The 18,938-nt window shown below is 68.7% G+C and carries 17 protein-coding genes; 5 read left to right on the top strand and 12 right to left on the bottom strand.

All coding sequences use genetic code 11. The features are described from left to right. Positions 1-71 precede the first annotated feature (71 nt). Both BM228_RS24220 and BM228_RS24215 read right to left on the bottom strand, forming a co-directional pair. Positions 72-1,448 (bottom strand): MATE family efflux transporter, encoded by a 1,377-nt coding sequence (locus tag BM228_RS24220; RefSeq protein WP_092044611.1) that lies wholly within the window; start codon positions 1,446-1,448, stop codon positions 72-74. 42 nt (positions 1,449-1,490) lie between these two features. Then, positions 1,491-1,835 carry a DUF6460 domain-containing protein gene (locus BM228_RS24215; RefSeq protein ID WP_092044609.1) on the bottom strand — a complete coding sequence of 115 codons (345 nt, stop codon included), beginning with the start codon at positions 1,833-1,835 and terminating at the stop codon, positions 1,491-1,493. 201 nt (positions 1,836-2,036) lie between these two features. Here BM228_RS24215 and BM228_RS24210 point away from each other — a divergent pair, with 201 nt between their 5' ends. From BM228_RS24210 to pdeM, 3 genes are read left to right on the top strand one after another with little or no spacing between them, the layout of a single operon-like run. After that, positions 2,037-2,993, top strand: coding sequence for an alpha/beta hydrolase (locus BM228_RS24210; RefSeq protein ID WP_092044608.1), 957 nt, complete (start codon positions 2,037-2,039; stop codon positions 2,991-2,993). Further along, positions 2,990-5,674, top strand: a complete 2,685-nt coding sequence (locus BM228_RS24205) for a ligase-associated DNA damage response DEXH box helicase (protein ID WP_092044606.1) — start codon at positions 2,990-2,992, stop codon at positions 5,672-5,674. Before BM228_RS24210 ends, BM228_RS24205 begins: the two co-directional genes overlap by 4 nt. Before the next feature lie 41 nt (positions 5,675-5,715). Next, entirely contained in the window at positions 5,716-6,429 is a 714-nt protein-coding gene (gene pdeM / locus BM228_RS24200) for a ligase-associated DNA damage response endonuclease PdeM (RefSeq protein ID WP_092044605.1), read from the top strand. A gap of 7 nt (positions 6,430-6,436) precedes the next feature. Here pdeM and BM228_RS24195 read toward each other — a convergent pair whose 3' ends face one another. The 3 genes from BM228_RS24195 to BM228_RS24185 form a co-directional block, all read right to left on the bottom strand. Beyond that, complete coding sequence (locus BM228_RS24195) at positions 6,437-6,847, bottom strand: DUF3455 domain-containing protein (protein WP_342030179.1); 411 nt, start codon at positions 6,845-6,847, stop codon at positions 6,437-6,439. A 177-nt stretch (positions 6,848-7,024) separates the two neighbouring features. Next, positions 7,025-8,485, bottom strand: a complete 1,461-nt coding sequence (locus BM228_RS24190) for a methyl-accepting chemotaxis protein (protein WP_092044602.1) — start codon at positions 8,483-8,485, stop codon at positions 7,025-7,027. 197 nt (positions 8,486-8,682) lie between these two features. After that, the gene (locus BM228_RS24185) at positions 8,683-9,669 is read right to left on the bottom strand and encodes a CorA family divalent cation transporter (protein ID WP_092044600.1); all 987 of its coding nucleotides are present in this window, start codon (positions 9,667-9,669) and stop codon (positions 8,683-8,685) included. 210 nt (positions 9,670-9,879) lie between these two features. Here BM228_RS24185 and groES point away from each other — a divergent pair, with 210 nt between their 5' ends. Both groES and groL read left to right on the top strand, forming a co-directional pair. Further along, positions 9,880-10,170 (top strand): co-chaperone GroES, encoded by a 291-nt coding sequence (gene groES / locus BM228_RS24180; protein WP_007567860.1) that lies wholly within the window; start codon positions 9,880-9,882, stop codon positions 10,168-10,170. Between the two features lie 72 nt (positions 10,171-10,242). Then, entirely contained in the window at positions 10,243-11,886 is a 1,644-nt protein-coding gene (gene groL / locus BM228_RS24175; protein ID WP_092044599.1) for a chaperonin GroEL, read from the top strand. Between the two features lie 75 nt (positions 11,887-11,961). On the opposite strand, the gene BM228_RS24170 is transcribed toward groL, so the two are convergent. From BM228_RS24170 to BM228_RS24140, 7 genes are all read right to left on the bottom strand, one after another. After that, positions 11,962-12,780, bottom strand: a complete 819-nt coding sequence (locus BM228_RS24170) for a prephenate dehydrogenase (RefSeq protein WP_092044597.1) — start codon at positions 12,778-12,780, stop codon at positions 11,962-11,964. 343 nt (positions 12,781-13,123) lie between these two features. Then, a complete protein-coding gene (gene fae, locus BM228_RS24165) occupies positions 13,124-13,633 on the bottom strand; it encodes a 5,6,7,8-tetrahydromethanopterin hydro-lyase (protein WP_058190399.1) in 510 nt (169 codons plus the stop codon). Between the two features lie 239 nt (positions 13,634-13,872). After that, complete coding sequence (locus BM228_RS24160) at positions 13,873-14,706, bottom strand: triphosphoribosyl-dephospho-CoA synthase (protein ID WP_092044596.1); 834 nt, start codon at positions 14,704-14,706, stop codon at positions 13,873-13,875. After that, the gene (locus BM228_RS24155) at positions 14,703-15,611 is read right to left on the bottom strand and encodes an ATP-grasp domain-containing protein (protein ID WP_092044594.1); all 909 of its coding nucleotides are present in this window, start codon (positions 15,609-15,611) and stop codon (positions 14,703-14,705) included. The genes BM228_RS24160 and BM228_RS24155 overlap by 4 nt, the downstream gene beginning before the upstream one ends. A 268-nt stretch (positions 15,612-15,879) precedes the next feature. Further along, on the bottom strand, positions 15,880-16,854 hold the full coding sequence (gene mch, locus BM228_RS24150) for a methenyltetrahydromethanopterin cyclohydrolase (protein ID WP_092044592.1): 975 nt from the start codon (positions 16,852-16,854) through the stop codon (positions 15,880-15,882). Beyond that, positions 16,854-18,002, bottom strand: a complete 1,149-nt coding sequence (locus tag BM228_RS24145) for an ATP-grasp domain-containing protein (protein ID WP_092044590.1) — start codon at positions 18,000-18,002, stop codon at positions 16,854-16,856. Before BM228_RS24145 ends, mch begins: the two co-directional genes overlap by 1 nt. A gap of 22 nt (positions 18,003-18,024) precedes the next feature. Then, the gene (locus BM228_RS24140) at positions 18,025-18,918 is read right to left on the bottom strand and encodes an NAD(P)-dependent methylenetetrahydromethanopterin dehydrogenase (RefSeq protein ID WP_092044588.1); all 894 of its coding nucleotides are present in this window, start codon (positions 18,916-18,918) and stop codon (positions 18,025-18,027) included. Between the last annotated feature and the right edge of the window lie 20 nt (positions 18,919-18,938).

Genomic DNA, 18,938 nt, shown 5'->3' with positions numbered 1-18,938 from the left:
GTCGCTGTTCGATCGAAGATTCGGGCGGTTCCTCTTCGAAGAATCACCAACGGGCCCTTAGCCTGCGAAGGCTATGCGAAGTCTGACGCGGTTTTGCGGACCGGGACCGGCGAAGAATTGCCGAACGTCGCCCGGGCCAGGCCCGGAAATGCGAAGGCCTGGAACAGGCCCCGCGCGCCGAGGAACGCCACGAAGGCCAGCCACAGCCCGGTATTGCCGAGACCCAGGCTCTGGACCAGCACCAGGACCGCGCCGTAGGCCGCCAGCGCGCCCAACATCAGGTTGCGCATCGCCCGGGTCCAGGTGGCGCCGACATAGATCCCGTCATAGGCGAACGGCGCCGCCGCGACGAGGGGCGCCAGGGCGGCGAGCGGCAGATACGCTCGCGCGGTCGCGCGCACCGGCTCGCTGGTGGTGACGAAATCGATGAAGGCCGCGCCCCCGCCCAAGGCCAGCAGGCTGACGCCGATCCCGAAGCCCAGGCACCAGCGCAAACTCAAGGTTGCCGCCCGTCGGAACGCCTCCGCGTCCCGGGCGCCCACCGCCTGCCCGCACAGCGTCTCCGCCGCCGTGGCGAACCCGTCGAGGAAGAACCCGCCAATCAGAAACAAATTCCACAGGACGGAATTGGCCGCCAACACCACGTCGCCCTGCCGGGCGCCCAGCGCCGAGAACAGGACGATGGCGGTGATCAACGCCAGGGTGCGCAGGATCACGTCGAGGTTGACGCTGAACGTCCGGCGCAGAGCCGCGGCGTCCCGCAAGTCGCGCAGGGGCACCCGGAACGGCCGCGAGCCGAGCCGCGCCAGCACGATCAGCCCGAGACCGAGCCCAACCGCTTCCGCACACACGGCCGCCAGCGCCGCGCCGGCGAGCCCCATCCCGAGCCAAAGCACGAAGGCCAGGGTCAGCCCGACATTGGCCAGGTTGATCGCCACCTGCAGCAGCAGGCCGAGATCGGTCCGGCCGCGTCCCACCACCGAGCCGAGCACGCCGTAGCTCGCGAGCACGAAGGGGGCGGACAGGATGCGGATGTGGAAATAGGTGGCGAGCCCTGCGGTCACCGCCTCGCTGGCGCCGCTCACCGCGAAGGCGGCCTGGGCGATCGGCCCTTGCAGCACGACGAGGCTCAAGCCGATCACGGCACCGGCCCCCAGCGCCCGAGCGAGGATGCGGTCGACATCCGTTTCGTCCTTGGCGCCGACCGCCTGGGCGGTCATCCCCGCGGTCGCCATGCGGAGCGCCCCGAAGGCCCAGAAGATCACGTCGAAGACCACGGCCCCCAGCGCCACCGCCCCGAGCAGGGCCGCGTCGCCGAGCCGGCCGATCACGGCGGCGCCGACGAAGCCGAGCATCGGCGTCGTGACGTTGGCCAACGTCATTGGAAGGGCCAGAGCCAGCACGCGGCGATGCGTCGGCAGGACTGAGGCGCGGGGCGGAGGATTCATGCCGTGAGCTTAAGGCATGGGAACGGTTCGGGAACCGCCTTGTCAGCGCGAGGTCGCGAACAGGCGCGAGATCAGCCAAAGCGGGATCACGACGATCGCACCGGCCACGATCCAGCCGCCGAACTCGTTGAGCGAGGCGAGGCCGAGCTCCAGCAGCGCCCGGGCCGAATCGTAGACGCGCCAGAACAGCCGGCCCGGCGTCAGGCCGAGCATCGACATGAAGGCGCCGACCAGCATCGACAGGAACAGCAGGCGCAGGAACACGCCGGCGGGGGAGCCGCCGAGGAATCGGCGCAGCGCGGAGGCGCGCGGCGGGTAGGTTTCCGCCCCATAGGCGTCGTTCGGCGGCGGGGCACCGTGTCGGCGCCGGTCGTGATCGACGAGCATCGCGTCCTCATGAAGCCTGGAGCCGTCCGGATCGGCGAGGAAACGGGCGGAACCGTGGCCGGCGCACCACACCGCGTCGAAACCGGATCCCGGATCAAACGTTAGCGGGTTTCACCCACGGACCCGAGATGGCAAGCGAGGCCCGTCCCGCCAAGATGCCGGGAATGGCCGCGGGACATTGCCGACGGGACGAGACCCAGCATGATCGACCACGCCTTGTTCGACCCGGCGACGATCGATCCCGAGACGCTTCGGCTCAACGCCGAGATCGTCGCGGCGCACGCCGCCCTGCCCGACCCCTGGTCGTTGCCGATCGAGGAGGTGCGTGCCCGCCGCCGCGCCGGCACCAAGGCCGCGCCGGCGATGCCGCACAGTGCCCGGGCGGAATGGCTGACGATCGAGGGCCCCGGCGGCCCGCTGAAGCTCCGGGTGATCCGCCCGAAGGCCACCACCAAGCTGCGCGGCGCCTATCTGCACATCCACCGGGGCGGCTGGGTCTGGGGCGCCGCCGACGAGCAGGATCCGTGGCTGGAGCGCATCGCCGATGCCTGCGGCTTCGTGGTGCTGTCGGTGGAATACCGGCTCGCCCCCGAGCATCCCTACCCGGCCGCCCTCCAGGATTGTGAGGCCGCGGCCCTCTGGCTCGCAGGGCCGGGCCGGGCCGAGTTCGGCATCCATGCGCTGACGATCGGCGGCGAGTCGGTCGGCGCCCATCTTGCCGTGATGGTGCTGCTGCGCCTGCGCGACCGGCACAACCAGCCGCGGGCGTTCCGGGGCGCGAACCTCAATGCGGGGTTCTACGACCTCGGCCTGACCCCCTCGGTGCGCAACTGGGGTGACGAGCGTCTCGTCGTGAACACCCTCGACCTCACCAAGTTCGCCGACGGCTACGTCCGCGAGGGAATCGACCGCCGTCGCCCGGACGTGTCGCCGATCTACGCCGACCTGAAGGGCCTGCCGCCGGCCTTGTTCACCATCGGCACCGCCGACCCGCTGCTGGACGACACGCTGTACATGTCGGCGCGCTGGGCGGCGGCCGGCAATGGCGGCCACACCGCGATCTATCCCGGCGGTTGCCACGTCTTCGCCCGCTACCCCAGCCCGATGAGCGAGCGTGCTCTGGAACTGATTGACCGTTTCCTGATGGCTCTGGCCTGAGCGACGCATCCAAGATCCTGCCGCCGGCCTTCCGGGCGTGGTTCGCCGCGCGTGGTTGGACGCCTCGGTCGCATCAGCTCGACCTGCTGCGGATCGTCCGCGACGGCCGCTCGGCCCTTCTGGTGGCGCCGACCGGGGCCGGCAAGACGCTCGCGGGCTTCCTGCCGAGCTTGGTCGCCCTCTCGGAGCAAGCGGCCGCAAAACCCGCTCCGAAGGCCGCGAAGGGGCTGCACACCCTCTACGTCTCGCCGCTGAAGGCGCTGGCCGTCGACATCGCCCGCAACCTCGACGCGCCGATCGCCCAGATGGCGCTGCCCGTGCGGGTCGAGACGCGGACCGGCGACACCCCCGCGCACAAGCGCACTCGCCAGATCAGCCGGCCGCCGGACATCCTGCTGACCACGCCCGAGCAGCTGGCCCTGCTGATCGCCCATCGCGACGCCGCGGAATTCTTCTCGGGCCTGCGCTACGTCATCCTCGACGAGCTGCACGCCCTCGTGACCTCGAAGCGCGGTGACCTGCTCTCCCTCGCGCTCGCCCGGCTGCACCGCCTCAGCCCGGGGCTTCCGGCAATCGGGCTCTCCGCGACGGTGCGCGAGCCGGACGAGCTGCGGAAATATCTGGTGCCGCAGTTCGAGCTTTCCCCTCCCCCCACTGCGGGGGAGGGTGGCCCCCGAAGGGGGTCGGGAGAGGGGCAGCGCGACGATGCAGAACTTCGCGTCCGTCACGCCCTTTCCGGCAGCGTCGCTCCCCTCTCCCGACCCGGCCTGACGGCCGGCCCACCCTCCCCCGCAGTGGGGGGAGGGAATGTTCAGCTTGCCATGGCCGATCTCGTCACCGTCCAAGGTGGCGCTAAAGCCGATCTGCGCATGCTCGATCTCGGCCGGTCGCTGCCGATTTCGGGGCACACCGCCTGGCACTCGATGCCGGCGATCTACGACCTGATCCGCGAGCACCGCACGACGCTCGTCTTCGTCAACACCCGGCTCCAGGCCGAGTACACTTTCCAGGAGCTGTGGCGGCTCAACGACGACGCGCTGCCGATCGCGATCCATCACGGCTCCCTGGATGCGCAGCAGCGCCGCCGGGTCGAGGCGGCCATGGCGGAGGGCCAGTTGCGGGCGATCGTCTGCACCGCGACCCTCGATCTCGGCATCGACTGGGGCGACGTCGATCTCGTGGTCAATGTCGGGGCGCCCAAGGGCGCGAGCCGGATCATGCAGCGGATCGGCCGGGCCAACCACCGCATGGATGAGCCGTCGAAGGCCTATCTGGTGCCGGGCAACCGCTTCGAGATGCTGGAGTGCCAGGCGGCCCTCGACGCCGTCGAGGAGGCCGCGCAGGACACCCCCGACGCAAGGCTCGGTGCACTTGATGTCCTCGCCCAGCACGTGCTCGGCATGGCCTGCGCCGACGCCTTCGATCCGCTCAGCCTCTACGAGGAGATCGTCTCCGCTTCGCCTTATGCCGGCCTGACCTGGGAGTCGTTCGAGCAGGTGGTCGATTACGTCGCCACCGGCGGCTACGCCCTGCGGGCCTACGAGCGCTTCGCCAAGATCCTGCGCGGGCCCGACGGGCTGTGGCGCGTGCGCGACGCCCGCACCGCCCAGGCCTACCGGATGAATGTCGGCACCATCGTCGAGGCGGCACGGGTGCGCGTGCGGCTCGGCCGATCCTTGCGCGGCAAGCCCGGCACGGTCCTGCCGAAGGGCGGCCGGGTGCTGGGCGAGATCGAGGATGATTTCGCCGAGACGCTCACGGTCGGCGATACCTTCCTGTTCGCCGGCGAGACTTTGCGCTTCGAGGGCCTGTCCGAGGACGAAGCCCTGGTGACGCGCGCGCCGCTTGGTACCGACCCGGCGATCCCGTCCTATGCCGGCGCGAAATTCCCGCTCTCGACCTTTCTGGCCGAGCGGGTCCGGGCGATCATCGCCGACCCGTTCGAATGGGACCGCCTGCCGAAGCAGATCGGCGACTACCTGCAGCAGCAGCGCCGCCGCTCGGTCCTGCCGGGCGAGCGCGACCTGCTGGTCGAGACCTTTCCGCGGGGCAAGCGCTATTACCTTACGGCTTTCCCGTTCGAGGGGCGGCTGGCGCACCAGACCCTCGGCATGCTGCTCACCCGCCGGCTGGAGCGCGACGGCCTGCGCCCCCTCGGCTTCGCGGCGAACGATTACGGCATCGCGATCTGGACGACCCGGGACGTGTCCGAGCGGGCCGCGCTCGACCCCGACTTCATCGGCGACCTGTTCGCGGTCGACATGCTGGGCGACGATTTGGAAGCGTGGCTCGATGAATCGGCGATGATGAAGCGCACCTTCCGGCAATGCGCCGTGATCGCCGGCCTGATCGAGCGCCATCACCCGGGCCTGAAGAAGTCGGGCCGGCAGGTCACAATCTCCACCGATCTGATCTACGACGTGCTGCGCAAGCACCAGCCCGACCACCTCCTGCTCAGGGCCGCGCGGCAGGATGCGGCAACCGGACTCCTCGACGTGAGGCGCCTCGGCATGATGCTAGAGCGCATCCAGGGGCGAATCATTCACCGGGCTCTCGATCGGGTCTCGCCGCTCTCCGTATCCGTCATGCTCGAGATCGGGCGCGAGCGGGTCTACGGCGAGGGGGCCGACGAGATTCTAGCCGAGGCAGAGGCCGAGCTTCTTCAGGAGGCTCTGTCCTGACCGGCGATCCGCCCTCCTCCTTTAAGACCGAGGATGCGATCTTGGCGGCCGGCCTGAGACTCGAGAAGACTCACAAGCACCCGACCCTGTTGCTGGCGGGCGAGACCCTGATGCTCGATCTGTGCGGCGGCGTGTGGCTGCCGGAGCATCGCACCCTGATCGTGTCCGATCTCCACCTGGAGAAGGGCTCGTCCTACGCCGCCCGCACCGGCCAGTTCCTGCCGCCCTACGACACCCGCGAGACCCTGGCCTGCCTGCACGAAGCCGTGATCCGCCACGATCCGGCCCGTGTGGTCGCGCTGGGGGATTCCTTCCACGATCACCGCGGACCCGAGCGGATGGAGCCGGGCGACCGGGCCATGGTCGCGGCCCTGCAGGAAGGCCGGGACTGGGTCTGGATCGCCGGCAACCACGATGCGGCGGTGAGCGAGGGGGTCGGCGGTCGCTACGCCGACGCGCTGACCCTCGGCGGCCTCGTCCTGCGCCACGAGCCGAGCCCAGAGCCCGTGCCCGGCGAGATTGCCGGCCATCTCCATCCCTGCGGCAAGGTCGCGATGCGCGGCCGGGCGGTGCGTCGACGCTGCTTCGTCACGGACGGCACCCGCCTGGTGATGCCGGCTTTCGGCGCCTATGCGGGTGGCCTCAACGTCCGCGACCGGGCGATCGAGGGCCTGTTCCCGAACGGGTTCACGGCCCACCTGCTCGGGGACGGACGAGTTTTTTCCATCGGACGGGCGCAGCTCGCCCGGGACTGAACCGCCCTCAGCGATAGAACGTATAGGTCGCGGTGTAGGGCACGCGCGTGGTCTGGCCGGGCGTGCATCCGCCCGCCGGCTTCTCGCCGCCGTCGGTGTCTCGGCGCAGCACGTAGCGCGTTCCGGCGAGCATGCCGGACCCGGAGGCTCGGCCCGAGAGCAGCAACCACGCGACGGCGTGAGGTTTTGGTGCCGGCGCCTGGTCGATGACCGATCCGGCCACCCGAGAGCCGTCCTGCGCCTCCCAGGTCGGCCCCTCGAAATGGTGTCCGACGACCCGCCCGTCAGCCTGGGACAGTTCGGCCTCGGGTTTGGCGGCGCCCCAGGCCGACCCCCCGTCCGCTGTAACGCAGGCGTAGATCTGCACGCCCCGGGCGGCGAGGCTGACGATCGGCGTAGTGCCGGGGGGCGGCGCCAGGGGGGCCGGTTCGGCCTCGGCGAGAACCGAGGCGCAGCAGGCCAGGGCGACGAGGACCGTCCGCTGGTAAATCCTGAAGGCGTGGGAGATCAGCTCAACTCCTCCGAGGCCGCGTGCCAGGGATACGCACGAGGCCGCGAACGCGTTTCGCGGCCTCGCCTCAAACCGACCAAACGATCAGGCGGATTTCATGAACCGCTCGACGCTCTCCGAGAGGTCCGACGAGTGGCCGGCCAGGCTCTCGGCGACGCCCAGCACGGCCTCGGCGAGCTGACCGGTGGCGTTGGCGGCCTGCGAGACGCCGCCGATATTGCCCGACATCTCATGGGTCGAGACCGCCTGCTCCTCGACGGCGCTCGCCATCGCCAGGGTCAGATTCGAGAGCTCGGCGACCGCGGCGGTGATCATCTCGATCGCCCCAACGGCCTCGCCGGTGGCGCTCTGGATCGCCGCGACCTGCTGGGTGATGTCGCCCGTCGCCTTGGCGGTCTGCTCGGCGAGAGCCTTCACCTCGCTGGCGACCACCGCGAAGCCCCGTCCGGCGGCGCCGGCCCGGGCGGCCTCGATCGTGGCGTTCAGCGCCAGGAGATTGGTCTGGCCGGCAATCGACTTGATCATGCCGACCACCGCATCGACCTCGCGGGCATTCTCGGCCAGCCGCCGCATCGTGGCGTCCGTGGTCTCGGCCTGGACCGCGATCTGCCGGGCGCGCTCCGAGACCCGTCCGACCTGGCCGGAGATCTCCTGGATGGCGCTGTTCATCTGCTCGGAATTCACCGCGACCGATGAGGCCTTCTGCCGGGCCGAATCCGCCGATTGCGTCAGCCCTTCGGCCGAGTGCTGCATGTCGCGGATCGCCGACCCGACGGCATCGACCACCCGGCTCACGTCGGTCGCCATGTTCACCTGAGCCGAGACGATGCCCCAGGTGAGCATCGGCCCGATATAATTGCCCTTTCGGTCGTTGACCGCCGTGACCTGCAGGTCGAGCGTCTCCGGGCCGACTTTGATCTTGGTCCGATGCGGCAGCCGGCTCGCATCCGCGAGCATATTGCGCTGATGATGCGGGTTCTTGTGGAACACGTCGAATGAATGGTCGAGCATCTGATCGACCTTGATCGGCAGGTACTGCTCAAGCGGCCCAAGGGTCCTGCGCGAGGTGGCGTTCAGGTAATTAATCTTGAACTCATTGTGCGGATCGGCGGTCATCACCGCCACCGGCATGTTGTCGATCATCGACATCAGGCGGTCGATCTCGTTCTTCTTGGCCGTGATGTCGGCCGCGAACTTGACGACCTTCACCGGGCGGCCGCGTGCATCGAGGATGGGGTTGTAGGTCGCCTCCAGCCAGACCTCCGTGCCGTTCTTGTCGAGGCGCAGGAACTCACCGGTGACGTATTGGCCGTCCTTCAGCTTCGCCCAGAACGCCGCGTAGTCGGCGCTCTTGGCAAAGGCGGGATCGACGAAGATGCGATGATGCTTGTTGTGTACATCCGCCAGGGTGTACTTCATCAGGCTAAGAAAATTCTGGTTGGCGTCGAGGACCTGCCCGTCCATGGAGAATTCGATCGTCGCCAACGACCGATTCAGGGCGTCAAGCTTGGCCTGTGACTCGCTATATCCGGATTTCTTGAACATTTCAGTGCTCGCGCTGCTCGACCCAGCACGTAGCCCATATTGCGTTAATTTTTATCTAATTTGGTAGGGTCTCGACAGTCTCTTACAATATCCGGAGCTCGAAAATATATCGCTTCCGCAGCTCTGTGGCTAAACGCACATGTATTTCGTTCTCGATCGTTTGGTCGCTTAGAAGGATCCGTATTGAGTGATGAATATCAGAACCAGCCGCGTATCCGAAAATACACGATCGGCGCGAGAGCGCTGAATAGGATGAGGCCGAGGGCGTAGGGATAGCCGTAGGCCCAGTCCAGCTCCGGCATGTGCTTGAAGTTCATGCCGTACATCGAGGCGATCAGGGTCGGCGGCACGCCCACCACCGACACGACGGTGAGCACGCGGAAAACGTTGTTCTGCTCGATGTTGATGAGCCCGAGCGTCGCGTCGAGGAGGAACTGGACGTTCTCCGCGAGTCGCGTCTCGAACTCGTCGAGGGATTCGATATCCCGCCGGATCGTCTCGAAGCGGCCGTCCTCGGGCAGCCCCAGGCCGTCGCAGGCCGCCGACACGAACGGCACGATCCGTTCCAGGCCGAGCAGGCTGGCGCGGATCTTCCCCAACACCTTTCCGCGGTTGCTGATGCCGCGCAGGATCCGGCGCAGCGCCAGATCGCGTCGGCGCGGCGGCGGGCTCTCCAGCCGCCGCCGGTTCGCGCCGCGCACGTCGAAGTCGAAGATCCGGGTGGAGAGCGTATCGAGCTCGGAGCCCATATCTTCCAGAGCGTCGGCGAGGCTGTCGACCAGCTCCTCCAGGATCACCAGGAAGATCTCGCTCGGGGTCACGCTGCCGTCCCCGTCGGCGACCCGTTTCTCGGACGAATCGAACGCGCGCAGGTCGTGGAACCGGATGGTGACGAGATGGTCCTTCGACAGGAGGAAGCCGAGCGGCTTCAGCTGCGATTCGCTGCTCTCGAAGGTGATCATTGGCGTCGAGAGCGACAGGCCGCCCTTCACCCGGCGCAGCCGGCTTGAGGATTCGACCTCCGACAGGGCCGCCCGGGACGGCACGCGCAGGCCGGTCGCCGCCTCCACGGCGGCGGCCTCCTCGGAACTCGGATCGTTGAGATCGAGCCAGACCGCGTTGCGCGGAATCGGTCCGCCCGGGTCGAGCGTCACCGCGCCCTCGGGTCCGTGCAGGCTCAGCATGAGAGCGCGTCATCCATTGTGAAAAGGCGAGCGATGCCACGTCATCGCGCCGTCGCGCGAGGGTGCGACAGCATTGACTCGAGACCGCGCGAGGGCTATCTCGCCGCCGTCATTGGCACTCGCCAAGACAGAGTGCTAACAGTCCGGCTCGGACGCGGCCTCGCCGGCCGCATCAACGCCAACTGCAGACTTGAAGCAAGAGGGCAGCTCATGAAGTTCCGTCCGCTGCACGACCGCGTGGTCGTCCGTCGCATCGAGAGCGAGGAAAAGACCAAGGGCGGCATCATCATCCCGGACACCGCCAAGGAGAAGCCGCAGGAGGGCGAGATCGTCGCCGTCGGCCCCGGCGCTCGCGACGAGCAGGGCCGCGTCAACGCGCTCGACGTCAAGGCCGGCGACCGCGTCCTGTTCGGCAAGTGGTCCGGCACAGAGGTCAAGATCGATGGTCAGGACCTCCTGATCATGAAGGAATCCGACATCATGGGCGTCGTCGCCCTCTGATCGGTTCACCCGTCCCAGCCCTTTGAGGCCGTCTGAGGCCTTGGGGTTCCATCCAACCACAAGAGGCAAACCATGGCAGCGAAAGACGTTCGTTTCTCCGCCGACGCCCGCGATAAGATGCTGCGCGGTGTCGACATCCTCGCCGACGCGGTGAAGGTGACGCTGGGCCCCAAGGGCCGCAACGTCGTGATCGAGAAGAGCTTCGGCGCCCCGCGCATCACCAAGGACGGCGTCACCGTCGCCAAGGAGATCGAACTCGCCGACAAGTTCGAGAACATGGGCGCCCAGATGGTGCGCGAAGTGGCCTCGAAGACCAACGACATCGCGGGTGACGGCACCACCACCGCGACCGTGCTGGCCCAGGCCATCGTCCGCGAAGGCGCCAAGTACGTCGCCGCCGGCATCAACCCGATGGACCTGAAGCGCGGTATCGACCTCGCGACCGCGGCTGCGGTGAAGGACATCATCGCGCGCGCCAAGAAGGTCTCGACCTCCGACGAGGTCGCCCAGGTCGGCACGATCTCCGCCAATGGCGACAAGGAGATCGGCGAGATGATCGCCCACGCCATGCAGAAGGTCGGCAACGAGGGTGTCATCACCGTCGAGGAGGCCAAGACCGCCGAGACCGAACTCGACGTCGTCGAGGGCATGCAGTTCGACCGTGGCTACCTCTCCCCGTACTTCATCACCAACGCGGAGAAGATGGTCGCCGAGCTGGAAGACCCCTACATCCTCATCCACGAGAAGAAGCTGTCCTCGCTCCAGGCGATGCTGCCGGTGCTCGAAGCCGTGGTGCAGACCGGCAAGCCGCTGCTGATCATCGCCGAGGACATCGAGGGCGAGGCGCTGGCCACGCTCGTCGTGAACAAGCTGCGCGGCGGCCTCAAGGTCGCGGCCGTGAAGGCGCCGGGCTTCGGTGACCGTCGCAAGGCGATGCTCGAGGACATCGCGATCCTGACCAAGGGCCAGATGATCGCCGAGGATCTGGGCATCAAGCTCGAGAACGTCACGCTGCCGATGCTCGGCCGGGCCAAGCGGGTGCGGATCGAGAAAGAAAACACCACGATCATCGACGGCGTCGGCGAGAAGTCGGACATCGAGGGTCGGATCAGCCAGATCAAGGCGCAGATCGAGGAGACCACCTCGGACTACGACCGCGAGAAGCTGCAGGAGCGTCTGGCCAAGCTCGCAGGCGGTGTCGCGGTGATCCGCGTCGGCGGCGCCACCGAGGTCGAGGTCAAGGAGAAGAAGGACCGCGTCGACGACGCCCTCAACGCCACCCGCGCTGCGGTGGAAGAGGGTATCGTTCCCGGCGGCGGCACCGCGCTGCTGCGCGCCAAGAAGGCGGTTGCCGAACTGAAGTCCGACGTTCCGGACGTCCAGGCCGGCATCAAGATCGTGCTGAAGGCGCTTGAGGCCCCGATCCGTCAGATCGCCCAGAACGCGGGCGTGGAAGGCTCGATCGTCGTCGGCAAGATCACCGACAACACCTCCTCGGAGACCTACGGCTTCAACGCCCAGACCGAAGAGTATGTCGACATGATCCAGGCCGGCATCGTCGACCCGGCCAAGGTCGTGCGCACCGCACTGCAGGACGCGGCTTCGGTCGCCGGCCTGCTGGTGACCACCGAGGCCATGGTCGCCGACGCCCCGAAGAAGGACAGCGGCGCCCCCGCGATGCCGGGCGGCGGCGGCATGGGCGGCATGGACTTCTAAGTCCAAGCCACGCGCCGAAATGAGGAAGGGGGTCGCCGCGAGGCGGCCCCTTTTCCGTTGGGCGATCCAATCCTTTCACGCTCCGGCGTGGGTCCGGGCGATCGTTATGGACGGCTGTCCGGGGGGCACGGCATCGTCGTCCCGCGCGAGATCGGCCTCGACTTGCGCGGCAAGCTCGAAGAAGCGCTGGCGGATTTCGGCGGCAAACGGATTCGACCGCTCGATCGCCTCGAAGACTTCGGGCGCGTCATGCCGGACCATGTCGACCGCTTGCATGAGCAGTGAAAAGCTCCGCGTGGTCATGTGCGTGGGAAGCGGCTCCATGGCGACGAGCACCCGCGCGATCAGATGCGTCAGGCCCTGAACGGCTGCGGCCTCGCGGTCGTGGGCTTCCGGCGTCGTGACGATCACCTTGAGCTTCAGCACCTTCCTAAGGAAGGCCGCGGCACGCCGCCCGCGCCGCCCCGAGACCGGACAGACGGCGATTTTCAGACCGGCGATTCCGTCGGCGGCACTCTGGGGTCCGAACAGGGGATGGGTGCCGAGGATCTCGACGTCGGCGGGTAGTCCCGCCCGCATGATCGCGACGGGCTCCATCTTCACCGAGCCGACATCGACCACGAGCGTTCCGGGCCGGAGATGCGGGGCGATCGCGGCCACGACCTCGGCCAAGCGGGAAACCGGAACGGCGAGGATGACGACCGGGCAGCGGGCCGCCGCCGCCAGGTCCGTCCGCACGGCACCGTAGGTCTGGGCATCGGGCTCAGCCGAGCGCGGGTCGTAGACGCGCAACGCCGCATGCGGCGCGAGGTACTGGGTGATCAGGCGGCCGAAGGCGCCGAAGCCGATGATCCCGATGGTCGGGCGAAGCTGAGTGACTTGGGAGGATGACACGGTGACCTCGGGCAGGAGCGAGGTCGGCGGATCATGAACATGAGCAACCGCCGACGACGCAGCGGTTGGGCATGACAAGCAGGCCGCCGCTATGGGAGCGGCGGGTAATACGATCCTGTGCGGAGCGAGCTTGGCATGGTGGGAAGCCTCTAGGTCGTGCCACCTGGCGCGTCAACCGGACCGCCGCGACGGGCAGGTTCGAGGGGGCCTGAAACCAAAAACGGGACGGCTTGCGCCGTCCCGTCGGTGGGTGTCGTTATCGACCTAAGAAGATCGAGGCCAGTCGCTGGAGCAGGCCCCGCGGTGCGGGCGGAGGCTCACTCTGCCCAGGACCGTCCCCGATCTAATTGGCGGCGAAGGGGTGCTGAGCCGAGTTGCGCTGCTCGGTGACGACCGAGGCCTTCGGCTCGCCGTTCACGGCGCGCTGGATCGAGAGCTTGGTGGCCTCGTAGTTGTACTTCTGGATCTTGGCGTCGTCGGCCGCTTCCCAGTGGATGAACACGCCGACCAGGATGAACAGGTCGTCGGCCTCATCGGCCGGGATGATGCCTTCGGCAACGGCGTCCTGGACGGCCTTGGCAACGCCGTGCTGGGCCGGGCCGAACATCTGGACGGCCTGACGGGCGTCGTTGATGGTGACCTTGTTGAACATCAGGGTGTTCGGCTTGCAGGGCAGGTTCGGCGCGATGACCGCGAGCAGGCTGGTGAAGCCGTGCTTGTTGTTCACGAGGCCGTTGCAGAAAGCCGTCTCGGCGGGCGAGCCGCGCGGTCCGATGATCAGGTCGATGTGAGCGACTTCGTTGCCGTCGCCGACGAGGGCTTCGCCAACCTGAACCTTGGTGATCTTCGCCATTCGGTGTCTCTCCCTGGATTCCGAAATAGGGCCGCGGCGCCGGACGAGGCCAGCGGCCGGGAAGCCATCCTTGTTATCGGCGCCCGACCATCCGGCCGTGCCGGATGGGCCGAGCCGGTTGGGCCGGACAGCGCGCCGGACCCTACAGTGAGGCCCAGCGGCTCACAACCCGCGCAACACCCTGATGGTGAGGAATTTCTTTGGCGCGGGGCCTCGAAATGCGGGAACTTTTCGACGTTTCACGCCAGGGCGGCCCCGGCCGATGCGAGTGCGTCCCAGAACAAGGTGGCCACCGTGAAATCCGCGCTCGTGCCGGGGTTGAGCCCGCGGGCCTTGAGCGACGCGTCGAGGGCGAGCAGCGGTTCCGCCGGCCGGGCGGCGAGGTCAAGCCCGGAGAGCACAGCTTCCACTTCCAGGCGAACACCCTCGGCCACCGATGCGCCCGCCTTGCGGGCGATGTGGCTGTCCGGAACGGAGCGGAGATAGGCGAGATGGATCGCCGTCGTGCACCAGGACGGATCGAGGCCCTGGGCACGCGCCTCGGCGAGCGCCGGCAGCCCGATCAAGCCGATGTCCGAGAAGCCGGTCCCGTAGGCGCGGGCGATGCGGTCCCGGTCGGCCGCCTCCGCCATAGCGGCACGCAGGGAAGCGGGGGCCTCCGCGGCCACGTCGTGCTTCGCGGCCCGGCCGAGGCCACCCGGGTTGGCGAGTCGGATCGCCGCGAACACCGCAACCGAATCCGCCGCGTCGAGATCATCCAGCACCGCGCCGACCGATAGGCCGCGCTCGGCCGCGACCGCGAGGGGCGCGCAGAGCAGAAAAATCCCTAGATTCGTGTTCTGGGCGACTGCAGCCAGGGTCGCCGCGATCCCGGCCCGGACCCGCTCGCCGGTTCCTGCCCCGGCCCGGGCCAGCTCCGGCGCCGAGACATCGGCGCTGGTGACGAAATCGGCCACCACCATGCGGTGGCCGGCGGCGTAGGCGTGGACGTTACCGGGCTTCAGCGCGTCGAGCTCCGCGAGGCAGGCGGCGCGGTAGAGCGTGCCGATCAGCCTGGGCTCAAGGGCGCTCATGCCACCACGAGCCGCGGAACGCTTGCGCCTCGGACGGCGGCGAGGAAACCCCGCACCACGGCGGCAGCGATGTCGGTCTCGCACACGGTCTGGAGGCCCGACCAGGCCGGCATGGAATTGACTTCGAGGATCGCGAAGCTGCCCTCCCCGTCCTCGACGAGGTCGACGCCGGAGTAATCGACCCCGACCGCGGCTGCGGCGGCTTCCGCCATCTCGGCGGCGGCGGGTGGCATCGCCCAGGGCAGCGGCCGGCCGCCGCGATGGACGTTGGTGATCCAGCCGTCGCCCTCGCGGATCATGCCGGCGATCGCCCGGCCGTCGCAGACGAACACGCGATAGTCGCGCCACAAGCCGTCGCGCCGGGGCACGTAGCGCTGGAGATAGTAGACCCGGGCGACCGCCTCCTCGTCGGGCAGGTCCTCCGGACGCTCGATCAGCGCGAGCCCCTCCCCCTGCGAGCCGAACAGCGGCTTCAGGACCAGCGGTGCGCCCGGGCGGCCTTCGCGCTCGACGATCTCGGCGGCTGCCTCGCGCTTCGAGACCACCCAGGTCTCCGGCGTCGGCAGGCCGGCCCGGGCGATGAGCAGCGAGGTCGCCGCCTTGTCCACCGAGCGCTCGATGGCGGTCGGCGCGTTCCAGACGGTGACGCCGGCCGAGACCAGGGCGTGCAGCACGCCGAGCCGCATGGTGGTGGCCTCGAAGGTGCCGCCCGCGATGGTCCGCAGCAGCATGCCGCCGGGCAGCGCGCCGGAAAAGCCCGGGACCCGCAGGGGCTCGCCGCCGCCGGTGGCGACGATCACGTCGGCCAGGGAGAACAGCACTGGCTCGACCCCCTGTGCCCGCAGGGCCGCCAGGAGTCGGGCCTTGTGCCAGTTGCCGTTATCGGCCGCGAGGGCGATGCGCATGGATGGAAGACTCTCGACGGTGCTTCCCCGCGGGGAAAGGCTACGGTCGTTGCAGTTTCAAGGCGTTATGGTGGACGCTTGCCACGACGCGCCCCCTCTCCCGTGCGGGAGAGGGTTGGGGTGAGGGACCTGAACTTTCCGGAGAGGTCGCACCCCTCACCCTGTCCCTCTCCCGCACGGGAGAGGGGACCCGCGCTTCACAGGATCGACGACGTGACGAGGTTCACGCCGCGCTCTCATAAAGCCTAGCCGGAGGGACCCGAACGACCTACGCGAACGACGCATCCACCAGCGTTGGCTCCAGGCGGCCGCCGCGATAGGTGGCGCCGGTGCGCACCGACGTGACGATCGCTTCGGCCGGCGAGAACAGGGCGCCGTCGATCTTGTAGAAGTCGCCGTTCACCCGCGAAAAGATCTCGGCGAACGGGGCGCCGTGGTCGCTCGACGTGGTGGACGGGATCTGCTCGGCGAGCTGCTTGGCGTCGGCATCGTCGGCGTCGACGAAGAGCTGGACCCGACCGCCATAGATGATCGCGTCGTTGGTCCGGCCCATCGCCTTGATGAAATCCGGATGCGGGGGCGAGAGCGGCGCCGAGCCGATGCCGTCGACGATGGCGTGCAGATCGAACCCGACCGTGTGAGCCTTGTGCAGGGCGACTTCGAGCACGCGTGCGACCACCTGGGTCGAGCCGGCGAGGCTCTGGGTCGGGGCGAAGATGAAGGTCAGATCCTCGGGGCGCAAACCGGCGGCCTCGGCGACCTTGGCGACGACGCTCTCGGGCGGCCCGCCGGCCGCTTCGAGGACCAGGGCGGTCTTCGTGGCCGAATCCCGGTAGCCCAGCTCCTGATACAGGTCCTCGACGGCCGCGACCGCGCGGCCCGGACCCGAGCCGAGGGCGAAGAAGCCCGAATCGCCGGCCTCGTCGGCCAGACTCCAGCCGGCATACTGGCTGCCCAAGCAGGCGAGCACCGGATCGGCGGCGTGGACGATCACGGAATACGGCCAGGAGGCGATCGGGCCGCTCGGGGCGATGGTGACGGTGCCGAGGCCGCCGAGGCAAATCTCGGCGATGCGCCGGCCGGCCTCGATGGAGCCCCGCGCCTGCGCGCCGGCATCGACCATCCGGGCACCGCCGGCCGCCTGCGAGACCGACAGGCGCAGGGTCGCGGCGTCGGCCACGAACCGCTCGATCAGCGGCGCCGTCAGCGCGTTGACGCTGGGATAGGATTGGCTGGCACTCATCACAGGGCTTCCTCGGGGTGCGTTTTCTTTGCGGACAGGGCAGCGCGCAGCCGCGCCGTCCGCGTGTTCAGACTGTCGAGCGCCGCCTGCCGGTCGGCCCCAAGGGCAAGCACCGTGCAGAGGGGCCCGTCGCGGAGGACCACCGTGCCGGGGCGCGGGCGGTCGCGCACGTGATCCGGCCAAAAGAAGTCCGGGACGGGCGCATGCTCGCGCTCCGCGTAACAGATCTGCGCGGCGGCCGCATCCGCCGGTTGCGCGCCGAGCGTCGGCATGGTGCCGAGGCTGGCCTCGATATGGGCGGCCAGCAGGGGCGTGCTCCGCCGATCCAGGATATCCAGGGTCGCGCCGGGCCTCGGGTTGATCTCGGTGAGCCACCAGCCGGATTCGTCGGCCAGAAAATCGGCGCTGGCGAGCCCGCGCAGGCCGGTCGCCGCAGCTATTTTTGCAACGGCTTCTGTGACCGCAGACAAGAGCGCATCGGGGAGAAGCGGGACCTCAGCAGCGCCGGTGGCCAGGGCGCCGCCGTAGCGATAGGGCCGGATCGGCGACGGCGCGCACCATTGCTCGGTGCAGGCCAGCACCTGGATCGTGCGACCATCGGCCAAAAAATTCAGCGCGTAGGGCCGGCCGGGGACCCGAACCTGAAAATAATGGCCCTCCGGCGCGGGGCCGCGTGTCGCCGACCGAATATGGCTGCCGCCGCTGCCGCCGACACGCTTGAGCAGCCAGACGGACGGATCGGGTGGCGCGCTCGTCGCAATCGGCGGATACGGCACGCCGAGCCGGGCGCAGAGCGCCGCGAACGTGAACGGATCCTTGAGCGCCGCGATGGCGCCGGCATCGGCGCCGATCAGCCGATGGTTTTCCGCGATGTGGGCGACGAGGCCGGGGGCGTCCTCGAAGCCACTGCCCAGGACGATGCCCATCGGCGATCCGGCGGCATCGGCCAGTGCGTCGATGGCCGCGAGGGTGGCGTCAGCGGCGATCGGGCTGCCGAAGCGGCCCGGGAGCGACCGGTAGGCCTCGCTCAGCGCCAGCGTATCGGAATCGCCGAACAGGTCAGCCACGTAGGGGCGCAGCCCCGCCCGCCGGGCCGCCTCGGCGAGGGCGCGCCCGGCCTGCGCGGCGATCAGGATCGCCTGGGCCATGCCGGGATGCGCCGGTGCCGGCTCAGCCGGCGATCTCGACCGCCAAGGTGTAGGCGTCGCGGAAATCGAGGCAGAGCGGCGTGTCGGAGGCGAGCATCCGGTCGAACAGGCGGCGCTGCGTCTGGTACTTCACGTTGCCTACCGCCAAGGCGCCGATGCCGACGCCCTTCCCGGTCGGCAGGGGCACATCGACGGCGTTGACGTCGATCCCGGCGATGCCGGCCGGCGGCACGGCATTCACGTCGGAGGCGACGAGAAGCTTTGGGGCGGACTTCAGGTCCTCGGCCGAGAGGATCGGGATGCCGGCCGGGCCGGCGGAAAGAATCACGTCGGCGTCGCGGATCGCGATGCGGCGATCCTCCGGCGTCGTGCCGTCGACGGCGCCGACCTCGATGCCGAAGCGCCACTTCATCGTGAAGGCGATCTTCGAGACCCGCTCCTCGCCGTCATGGCCGACCAGGACGGTCTGCGCGCCCTGAAGCGCGCCGATCACCGCAGCCACGTAGGCGACGACGCCGGCGCCGCCGAAGATCACGATGCGCTTGCCGGTCAAGTCGGTGTTGAACTTCTGCCGGAGCGCCCGGGAAACCTGCGCGACCATGGCGGCGCCGGTGGTGAACGAGCCGGCCGGATCGGCGAAGACATGGTTTACGAAGGGTGGCACGAACGCTTTCTTGGCGCGGTCGACCATGTCGAGGGCGTCCTCGGCATTCTTGCCGCCGATGAAGAGGCCCGTGCGGGTGCCGTCGGCCGGCGCGCGAGAAAAAATCGAATCCTGGGTCAGCGAGACCACGTCGGCGAGGCTGACCTCCGTGTAGGTCACCACCGTCTCGAAGCCGGCATCGACGGCCATGTTCACGTCGAACGGGCTCATGTGCCGGAGCGGCGTCAGCATGTGGAGGATCGAGCGGGCCATGGCGTCCTATCCCGTGCGGC

The sequence above is a fragment of the Methylobacterium pseudosasicola genome (genome assembly GCF_900114535.1).
Lineage (GTDB): Bacteria > Pseudomonadota > Alphaproteobacteria > Rhizobiales > Beijerinckiaceae > Methylobacterium > Methylobacterium pseudosasicola.
Note: the sequence above shows the minus strand (reverse complement) of the source record. Positions and strands in the feature narration are given on the sequence as shown.

Bases quoted from the DNA above. Each gene is read 5' to 3' on its own strand.
- BM228_RS24190 (WP_092044602.1), bottom strand. From the start codon at position 8,485: ATGTTCAAGAAATCCGGATATAGCGAGTCACAGGCCAAGCTTGACGCC.
- BM228_RS24185 (WP_092044600.1), bottom strand. From the start codon at position 9,669: ATGCTGAGCCTGCACGGACCCGAGGGCGCGGTGACGCTCGACCCGGGC.
- BM228_RS24155 (WP_092044594.1), bottom strand. From the start codon at position 15,611: ATGCGCATCGCCCTCGCGGCCGATAACGGCAACTGGCACAAGGCCCGA.
- mch (WP_092044592.1), bottom strand. From the start codon at position 16,854: ATGAGTGCCAGCCAATCCTATCCCAGCGTCAACGCGCTGACGGCGCCG.
- BM228_RS24160 (WP_092044596.1), bottom strand. From the start codon at position 14,706: ATGAGCGCCCTTGAGCCCAGGCTGATCGGCACGCTCTACCGCGCCGCC.
- groES (WP_007567860.1), top strand. From the start codon at position 9,880: ATGAAGTTCCGTCCGCTGCACGACCGCGTGGTCGTCCGTCGCATCGAG.
- groL (WP_092044599.1), top strand. From the start codon at position 10,243: ATGGCAGCGAAAGACGTTCGTTTCTCCGCCGACGCCCGCGATAAGATG.
- BM228_RS24215 (WP_092044609.1), bottom strand. From the start codon at position 1,835: ATGCTCGTCGATCACGACCGGCGCCGACACGGTGCCCCGCCGCCGAAC.
- BM228_RS24145 (WP_092044590.1), bottom strand. From the start codon at position 18,002: ATGGCCCAGGCGATCCTGATCGCCGCGCAGGCCGGGCGCGCCCTCGCC.
- BM228_RS24140 (WP_092044588.1), bottom strand. From the start codon at position 18,918: ATGGCCCGCTCGATCCTCCACATGCTGACGCCGCTCCGGCACATGAGC.
- BM228_RS24220 (WP_092044611.1), bottom strand. From the start codon at position 1,448: ATGAATCCTCCGCCCCGCGCCTCAGTCCTGCCGACGCATCGCCGCGTG.
- BM228_RS24210 (WP_092044608.1), top strand. From the start codon at position 2,037: ATGATCGACCACGCCTTGTTCGACCCGGCGACGATCGATCCCGAGACG.
- fae (WP_058190399.1), bottom strand. From the start codon at position 13,633: ATGGCGAAGATCACCAAGGTTCAGGTTGGCGAAGCCCTCGTCGGCGAC.